Annotated in this window: 9 protein-coding genes; 8 read left to right on the top strand and 1 reads right to left on the bottom strand. The window is 41.7% G+C overall.

Going from position 1 to position 8646, the window contains the following annotated elements; genetic code table 11:
* The coding region (locus E1160_RS09160; protein ID WP_155154850.1) for a LysR family transcriptional regulator at positions 1–857 on the bottom strand (857 nt) is incomplete at its 3' end.
* 110 nt (positions 858–967) lie between these two features.
* Here E1160_RS09160 and E1160_RS09155 point away from each other — a divergent pair.
* The 8 genes from E1160_RS09155 (at position 968) to E1160_RS09120 (ending at position 8645) form a co-directional block, all read left to right on the top strand.
* Complete coding sequence (locus tag E1160_RS09155; RefSeq protein WP_155154849.1) at positions 968–1669, top strand: pirin family protein; 702 nt, start codon at positions 968–970, stop codon at positions 1667–1669.
* Between the two features lie 2 nt (positions 1670–1671).
* Entirely contained in the window at positions 1672–2571 is a 900-nt protein-coding gene (locus E1160_RS09150; RefSeq protein ID WP_155154848.1) for a helix-turn-helix domain-containing protein, read from the top strand.
* Positions 2572–2666: 95 nt separating this feature from the next.
* Positions 2667–3128, top strand: coding sequence for an SRPBCC family protein (locus E1160_RS09145; protein ID WP_155154847.1), 462 nt, complete (start codon positions 2667–2669; stop codon positions 3126–3128).
* Between the two features lie 12 nt (positions 3129–3140).
* A complete protein-coding gene (locus E1160_RS09140; RefSeq protein WP_155154846.1) occupies positions 3141–3824 on the top strand; it encodes a hydrolase in 684 nt (227 codons plus the stop codon).
* A 27-nt stretch (positions 3825–3851) separates the two neighbouring features.
* Positions 3852–4766 carry a pirin family protein gene (locus E1160_RS09135; protein WP_155154845.1) on the top strand — a complete coding sequence of 305 codons (915 nt, stop codon included), beginning with the start codon at positions 3852–3854 and terminating at the stop codon, positions 4764–4766.
* 51 nt (positions 4767–4817) lie between these two features.
* On the top strand, positions 4818–6839 hold the full coding sequence (locus E1160_RS09130; protein ID WP_155154844.1) for an amidohydrolase: 2022 nt from the start codon (positions 4818–4820) through the stop codon (positions 6837–6839).
* Between the two features lie 11 nt (positions 6840–6850).
* Complete coding sequence (locus E1160_RS09125) at positions 6851–8443, top strand: MFS transporter (protein WP_155154843.1); 1593 nt, start codon at positions 6851–6853, stop codon at positions 8441–8443.
* Entirely contained in the window at positions 8433–8645 is a 213-nt protein-coding gene (locus E1160_RS09120) for a DUF1427 family protein (RefSeq protein ID WP_155154842.1), read from the top strand. The genes E1160_RS09125 and E1160_RS09120 overlap by 11 nt, the downstream gene beginning before the upstream one ends.
* Position 8646 lies beyond the last annotated feature (1 nt).

Genomic DNA, 8646 nt, shown 5'->3' with positions numbered 1-8646 from the left:
TCAATAAAAGTCCTTATCTTAGTCGATAGATGCCTTGTATGTTGATATACTGCAAAAATGTTAAAGTCTGTTTCCTCATATTCGTTTAGAACCGTAATGAGCTTACCTGTCTGAATTGCCTCACCTACAATAAAAGTTGGAAGAAATGTAATTCCATGAGAAGCAAGCGCGGCTTCATAAAGTAAATCTCCATTATCTGAGGAGAAATTACCCGATACATTTTGCCATTTACGCTTTCCATTTTCCATATAGGGCCAAGCTTTCCCATCAGCTAAATTCAAATAACTTAGACAGTTATGGTCCTTTAAATCTTGAGGAAGGTGAGGCTTTCCATATTTTTTAAAATAATCTGGGGAGGCGCAAATAACACGTCTGCAATTCACCAATTTCTTTGCTATTAAGCTAGAATCTTTTAACGGACCTGTCCGAATAGCCAAATCATATCCTTCATTCATCAAATTGACACTTCGATCAGACAGATATGTTTTTATTTCAACACCAGGATATTTATCTAAATATGACGCAATGGTCGGACCCAAGAATTGCAAACTAAAGCTGAGAGGTGCCGCAAGCATAATTGTGCCACTTGGTTTGTCTATTTTATACTGAATACGTGCTTCAACCTCTTCAATTTCATTTAGAATACGACTGACATATTCCAAATAGCTGTAGCCCGTATCTGTCAAATTTACCTGTCTAGTCGTCCGTATTAACAATTGGCTACCTAGAAAATCTTCCAAGTCTTTGACACGTTTACTTATAACTGAATTTGCAACATTCAGCTTTCTTGCTGCCTCGGCAAAGCTGCCTGTACGTCCCACAGCCTCAAAGGCCTGCATATTTGCTAATTTATCCATTATTCTAATATTTCGAATATTGATGTTCAAATTAGATATATTATCAAATCATTCCAGAATAACTACCTTTATTTCTAGAAAAACAAATTTACAGATTGAAGGAGATAAAAATGATTACAAAACGACACAGAAATGATCGTGGACCAACAAATGCGGGTTGGTTGAATAGTATGCATACCTTCTCTTTCGGGCATTATCTAGATTATGAACATATGGGATTCGGTCCGCTTCGTGTAATTAACGAAGACCGGGTTATTCCCGGGGCAGGTTTTGGTACGCATCCACATAACAATATGGAAATCATCTCTTATGTACTGGATGGTGCATTAGAGCATAAGGATTCTATGGGAAACGGATCAATCATTAAACCTGGCGACATTCAACGCATGAGTGCCGGAACCGGTGTAACTCACAGCGAATTTAATCACTCTAAATCAGAAGGTGTTCACTTTTTACAAATCTGGTTTTTACCGGAAGAAGGTAACATTGAACCAAGCTATGAGCAAAAATCCTTCGCTGCTGCGGAAAAACAGGGCCAGCTAAAATTAGTCATGTCACCTGATGGGCGTGATGGAAGTGTCACCATTAACCAACAAGTTGATATGTATGCGGGCCTTTTCAAGGAAAATGAAACCACTGAATTCATTCCAAGACCAAATACAATTCAATGGATGCAAATTGCGCGCGGCCAAATAAATGTGAACGGGGAAACTATTCAAGAAGGAGATGGTTTAGCAATCAAAGATGAAGAGAAGCTCGTCCTTGATAATGCGCAAAATGCAGAAGTTATTTTATTCGATATGAAGGTCTAAACATGAGACATATAGATGATGTAGGCCGCGTATTACCAAATGATCCATATGCATCCTATGAAAGTAATTGCAGCCTTTGCAGACATAGTAAATACCCCACGAAACTCTATTTTGTGGAGGCAGGCCCCTACGATAAAAAAGTGATACCTAGTGGCTATAATATTTTCTATGTGAATATCAGTGAAGATCAAACGATTGAAGGTGCCTTCCATTCGGACGGTAAACAAGAAGCCTTTGTGTCTTATCCCGGGCAATTGATCACGATTGTTCCCGCAGGAAAGGAAATAATATATCGGATTGAGACGCCCTATCGACAGGCAATCTTGTGCATTCACGAAACTGTGCTGAATGATAAGGTGGTTGAGTATACGAAAGGTAAATTCAACAAGGCCGAAGTAAAACAGAGCGGACCAGTAGATTCCCCTTTGATATATTCTGTACTTAGAGAAATAGAGCAAGTGCAACTTGGTGAAGTTGAACGAGGTGCTCTGTATCTTGAATCTCTCTATGACGTTTTAATGGCAAAAATCCTATCCCATTATCTAGATATGAAAAAGGAATTACCAAGTTTTCGTATGCATTCACCTGTGCATATGAAGAAGGTGCTGGATCATATTTATCAAAATCTGGACCAAGAAATCAAAGTAGCCGAACTCGCGGCCATAATGGGATTAAGCCAATATCATTTTACACGGGTCTTTAAAGAATATCTCGGGCAATCACCCTATCAATATATTCTTAATGTCCGTTTTGAAAAATCGAAAGAATATCTTTTGAAGTCTGATATGAGCCTTGTGGCGATTGCCAATGTTTTAGGGTTCTCATCCCAGTCGCATTTTCAAAGTTTTTTTAAGAAGCAAACAGGTCAAACCCCACAAGAGTTTCGCCAAAAATCTTCCTAATAAACATTTACCCGCAGGAATTTGAAACATGTCGCAGGATTATAAAATACCTTTCTTTAGATAGTCCTTATGTTGAGTTCAGGAAAGAGAAAAAGATGAAAATTGAACTATCGATACTTGTTCACGCACCCATCGATCTGGTTTGGGAATTTATTACAGAAAGCAGCTTTGAAAGAGAGGCATGCCCCATTTCAGGATTACAGGGTGGAGAAATTTTAGAGGAATATGAAGACGGCTTATTGAGAGAAGTTATCTTCAATAACCGCCTCTTAACACAGCGGGTATTTATCAGAGATGAAAGTTATTCATTTCGTGCTGTTTTTAAGGGCGACAAAGAAGGAGGAGAAGTGTTGAACCAACTTGAAGATATCGGTCAGCACATCACCAAGATGGATATTATATGTGAATGGCAAGCCCCCGATCTAACGGATGATCATCAACAAGAATTACTCAAACTTTTCAGTGACAGATTGGAAAGTTTTAAGAAATCCACGGAAGATTTATGGGCCGAAAAAGGCATCATTGATCTGCCAATAACACAATCAACAATGCATTAAAGGAGACGCATTATGACTGCCGCAACAGAAAAACTTCTAACCCCAGATAACTGTACATTTGTTTTTATTGATCACCAGCCGCAAATGAGTTTCGGTGTTGCAAATATTGATCGTCAGCTTCTAAAAAGCAACACAGTTGCAATGGCAAAAACTGCGAAGATATTCAATGTTCCTACAATCTTGACTGCTGTAGAAACAGACAGTTTTTCTGGCTATATTTGGCCTGAATTGATGGATGTCATTCAACAAGATCCGATTGAACGTACATCTATGAATTCATGGGAAGACAAAGCATTTGTTGAGGCGATTGAAGCCACAGGTAAAAAGAAACTCGTGATCGCAGCTCTATGGACGGAAGCTTGCCTGATTTTCCCTACCATTTGTGCCCTTGACGAAGGATATGAAGTCATCATCGTGACTGACGCTTCTGGCGGTACTTCGGACGAAGCCCATAACGCAGCAGTACGTCGTATGGAGCAACACGGCGCCCAAAGCATCACAAGTTGCCAACTTCTACTTGAACTGCAACGTGATTGGTCTCGTAAAGAAACTTATGATGATACATTAGCAATCGTTAAAGAACATTTTGGTGCCTATGGCATGGGTGTGGATTACGCATATACGCATGTTCACAAACAGCCTCAACGTGCTGAATTTCCACATAAAGTAAAGGCACCTTCCGGTCCTAGAGACTAACGGTGCATTTGAAGAAGGACTGTTAAGATGAGTTATATGCCCGGCGTAGAGCCTGAAATGAGTGAGAACTGCCCTGAATCCGTGGAAATGGTCATCATTCCTCGTACAGGTGATATAGGCAACTTTGAAGTACGCCGGGCATTACCATTTCGCGAGAAACGTATGGTTGGTCCCTTTATTTTCTGGGATCAAATGGGCCCTGGGGAGTTTTTGACAGGTCAAGGTGTGGATGTTCGACCTCATCCTCATATTGGACTTTCGACAGTGACTTATTTATTTGACGGCACGATGGATCACAAAGATAGCTTGGGTAATGACATGCGCATTGTGCCTGGTGACGTGAATTTAATGACCGCTGGCTCTGGTATCGTACATTCGGAAAGAACCGGATTGGATATTCGAAAAAAACCGTCCAAACTATTTGGCATACAAAGTTGGCTCGCCCAACCAAAGAAATTCGAAGAAGGTGACGCTGCCTTTCATCATACCGCCAAAACAGATTTACCTGTTTTTAATGAAGATGGCGTAAATGGACGCATCATACTAGGTAGTTTCGAAGGTCTTTCCTCACCCGTTAAAACGCAATGGGACACCTTATATGTCGACTTGGATTTGGAACCACAGCAAAAAATACGCATTCCATCAAATACGGAAGAACGTGCAATTTACGTGGTTGAAGGTCTCATAGAAATAGCAGGTGTTTCCTATGAGCCGCAACAAATGCTGGTTCTGCGCCCGGGAGATGAAGTTGTTATTAACGCCCAAACGTCGGTTCGCATGATGTTATTGGGCGGCGCAGCAATGGATGGTCCACGATATATTTTTTGGAACTTTGTATCTTCAAGCAAAGAAAGACTAGAGCAAGCAAAAGTTGATTGGAAAAACGGTAATTTCCCAAAGGTTCCTGGCGATGAACATGAGTTTATTCCCCTGCCTGAATAGAGAGATATAACGTGTTTCCATTCGAGCTGCGACAGGTTTTAGGTGAACATTATGAGCAAAAACAAAGATCACTATCGGCTAGATGAAGCCAAACGCAAATTATTGCAAGCGAGTGCACTTGGTGCGGCTGGAATTGCAATTAACAAATTTTTCCCTTTTTTTGGAGGTGATGCAATGGCACAGGATATTACACCGGATTTAATCGTTCACAACGGCAAAATCACAACACTTGATTCAAAGAAAAAAGAAGTAACTGCCGTCGCTATTTCACAAGGTCGCATTCTGGCGACTGGAACTGATAGAGATATCCTGAAACTGTCATCGGACGATACAAAAGTTATTGATTTGAACAAACGGCGCGTCATTCCGGGGCTAAATGATTCTCATACGCATCTTATTCGTGGTGGATTGAACTATAATATGGAACTTCGTTGGGAAGGTGTCCCATCTGTTGCAATAGCCTTGGAGATGCTCAAAAAACAAGCGGATAAAACGCCTGCCCCGCAATGGGTGCGAGTTGTCGGCGGTTGGTCAGAGTTCCAATTTGAAGAACGACGTATGCCTACACTAGAAGAAATCAATAAAGCGGCACCGGATACACCTGTGTTTATCTTGCACCTTTACGGCCAAGCATTGTTAAATCAAGCAGCTATCCGAACTCTCGGTATTGATAAAGACACACCAAATCCACCAGGTGGCGTGATTGAAAAAGACTCTAAGGGGAATCCAACCGGATTATTGGTGGCTAAGCCTTCCGCATTGATCTTATATTCTACTTTAGCAAGAGGCCCAGTATTACCCGAAGAATATCAATATAACTCGTCTCGCCATTATATGCGGGAAATGAATCGCCTTGGGATCACTTCTGTTATTGACGCCGGAGGAGGCGGGCAGAATTATCCTGAAGACTATAAGATCATTAGACAACTTCATGAAAATGGCGAAATGACGGTTCGTGTTGCTTATAATCTTTTTGCCCAAAATAAAGGCGGCGAATTAGAAGATTATAAAAAATGGACTGGCATGGTATCCCCCGGTCAAGGTGATGATTTGTTGTGGATGAATGGCGCAGGTGAAAATTTGACTTGGTCTGCAGCAGATTTCGAAAACTTCCTAGAACCTCGCCCGACTCCTGAACCAGTCATGGAAGAAGAACTTGAAGCAATTGTTCGGGTATTAGTCGAAAATCGCTGGCCTTTCCGTATCCATGCTACATATGATGAAACCATTGAACGCTTCTTGGCTGTGTTTGAACGTGTGAATCTAGATATTCCTTTTAATGGATTACGCTTTATCATTGATCATGCGGAAACAATTTCTGATAAAAATATCGAACGTGTAAAAGCGCTTGGCGGTGGAATTGCTGTTCAACATCGTATGGCATTCCAAGGTGAATATTTCGTAAATCGCTATGGTGCTGACGCTGCCAAAGAAACCCCCCCTATCAAAAAGATGTTAGAGATGGGCGTGCCCGTTGGTGGTGGTACAGACGCTACACGTGTGGCTTCTTATAACCCGTTTGTATCTCTTTATTGGATGATAACAGGTAAAACCCTTGGTGGATTAGATCTTTATGATGAAAGCAATCAACTGGATCGGGAAACCGCTTTATATCTCTGGACAAAAGGGTCTAGTTGGTTTTCTGGCGAAGATCATGCAAAAGGTGCCCTTATCCCCGGTGAATACGCTGACTTAGCAGTTCTTTCCGGCGATCTCATGAATATTGATGAGGAAGAAATTAAAAGCCTGACTTCTGTACTCACCATTATGGGAGGCAATGTAGTCTATGCTGCCGATGAATTTTCTGGTCATAACCCACCTTTGCCTCCAGTGATGCCAAATTGGTCTCCGGTAAATGAATTTGGTGGTTACTACCAGAAAGCAGAAATTGGTATCGGTGGTGCAGAAACCAGTTTAGCTGCTGTTGCTGCCTCTTCTTGTGGTTGTTCAAATACATGTAATGTGCATGGGCATGACCATGGAATTGCTTGGACAACGCCACTTCCAATAGCTGATCAAATGAAAAAACAGTTCTGGGGCGCGATAGGTTGCTCCTGTTTTGCGGCGGCTTAGGAGAAATACTGATGGCTGGCTCATTATCTCCTCTGAAGCATAAAAGCTTTGCCTTTTTATGGTTGGCTGCTCTTGTTTCAAATATTGGGACGTGGATGCATGAAGTCGGCGCCGGTTGGTTGATGACGGAACTAAGCGATAATCCCCTGATGGTATCGTTGGTTGCGGCATCAACCTCTCTTCCCGTATTTCTTTTTGTATTAGTTGCTGGTGCCCTAGCAGATATCCTTGATCGACGTAAATATCTGCTTTGGACACAGTTTTATATGTTGCTATTAGCAATCGGCCTCACATTCATGACGTGGTCAGATATGATGACGCCTTGGTTGCTCTTGTTCTTTACTTTCGCAATTGGCACAGGGGCTGCTTTGATGATGCCCGCATGGGATGCCATCATACCTGAACTTGTGCCTAGAAATGACTTGTCTCAAGCGATTGCGTTAGGATCTATAGGTATAAATGCTGCCAGAGCCATCGGTCCGGCATTAGCAGGTCTGATAATTGCTGCAAGTGGCAGTTATGCGGTTTTCGCCCTGAATACAGTGTCCTTTTTAGGCGTCATTATTTCGCTTCTTTATTGGCGACGAAATGTTGTGGATCGTGGCATGGCGCCAGAAAGATTCATAGGCGCTATTAAAGCAGGAATCAGATTTACGAGATATACGAAATCTTTACAGATCGTTTTATTGCGGTCAGGTCTATTTTTCATCACGGCTATTGCTTTGTTAGCCTTGCTTCCGCTCTATGTACGCGAAGTTTTACAAGGAAACGCACAGGTTCTTGGTTATTTGCAAGCGAGTATGGGCATAGGGGCGATCTTAACCGCATTTGTCATGCCTTTGGCCAAAAAACATCTATCAATTGATTCATTGTTATTCATTGCAGCCGCAATTTTATCCTTAAGCTTTATCATGTTGAGCATGACTGAACATCTTATCCTTGCATGTATCGCTTTGTTCACAGGCGGTATGGCGTGGATCATGGTTTTTTCTTTGTTACGCGTAAAAGCACAAGAAACGGTCCCGAACTGGGTCCGTGCACGCGCAATGTCTGTTATGTTGATGGTTAGCTTTGGTTCTATGGCGCTTGGTAGTGCCATATGGGGACAATTGGTTAATATAATCGGTCTTCAGATTACATATGCAGTGATAGCCCCCATATCATTTATTGTTGCCTTCTTGATGATCCCTTTTTCTTTGAAAAATATGACACACCAAAATCATGAGCAGGCAAAAGAATATCACCAACATAGAAAGTTACGAGTCATACCTAATCGAGACGAGGGCCCCATTCAGGTTACTATTGAATACAGGCTTTCCTCGTTAAAAGAGGATGACTTCAAATACCGTATTCATCAACTTTCCTTAATCAGAAAACGTAATGGTGCCTATCGATGGCATTTGTTTAAAGACTTAGAGACAGAAAATGTATTTGTTGAACAGTTCCTTATAGAAGACTGGGAAGAGCATGAGCGTCAGCACGCACGCACAAGTGTAGATGAAAAAACAATACATGATGGGTTAATCTCATGCCTAGAAGATGGAACGCAACCAATAGTGAAACACTATCTACACAGCAACGGGAGAAGAAACCATGAGCGTTAAAGTCGCCTTAGGCCTATTTTTAGGTTTCGTCATAGGATTTGGCTGTGCTTTTTTTAGTATTCCTGTCCCAGCGCCTCCCGTTTTAATCGGCGCATTATTGGTAGTCGCAATGACATCGGGATATATCTTAGCCGATAAATATATCTGTCCATTAAAGGCGAATGCGCAAGCCAAAAATTGTGGCGGCCCTTCAGGAGAATAAT

Source organism: Curvivirga aplysinae (genome assembly GCF_009711445.1).
Lineage (GTDB): Bacteria > Pseudomonadota > Alphaproteobacteria > UBA8366 > Aestuariispiraceae > Curvivirga > Curvivirga aplysinae.
This window is presented reverse-complemented; position numbering and strand designations above follow the sequence as displayed.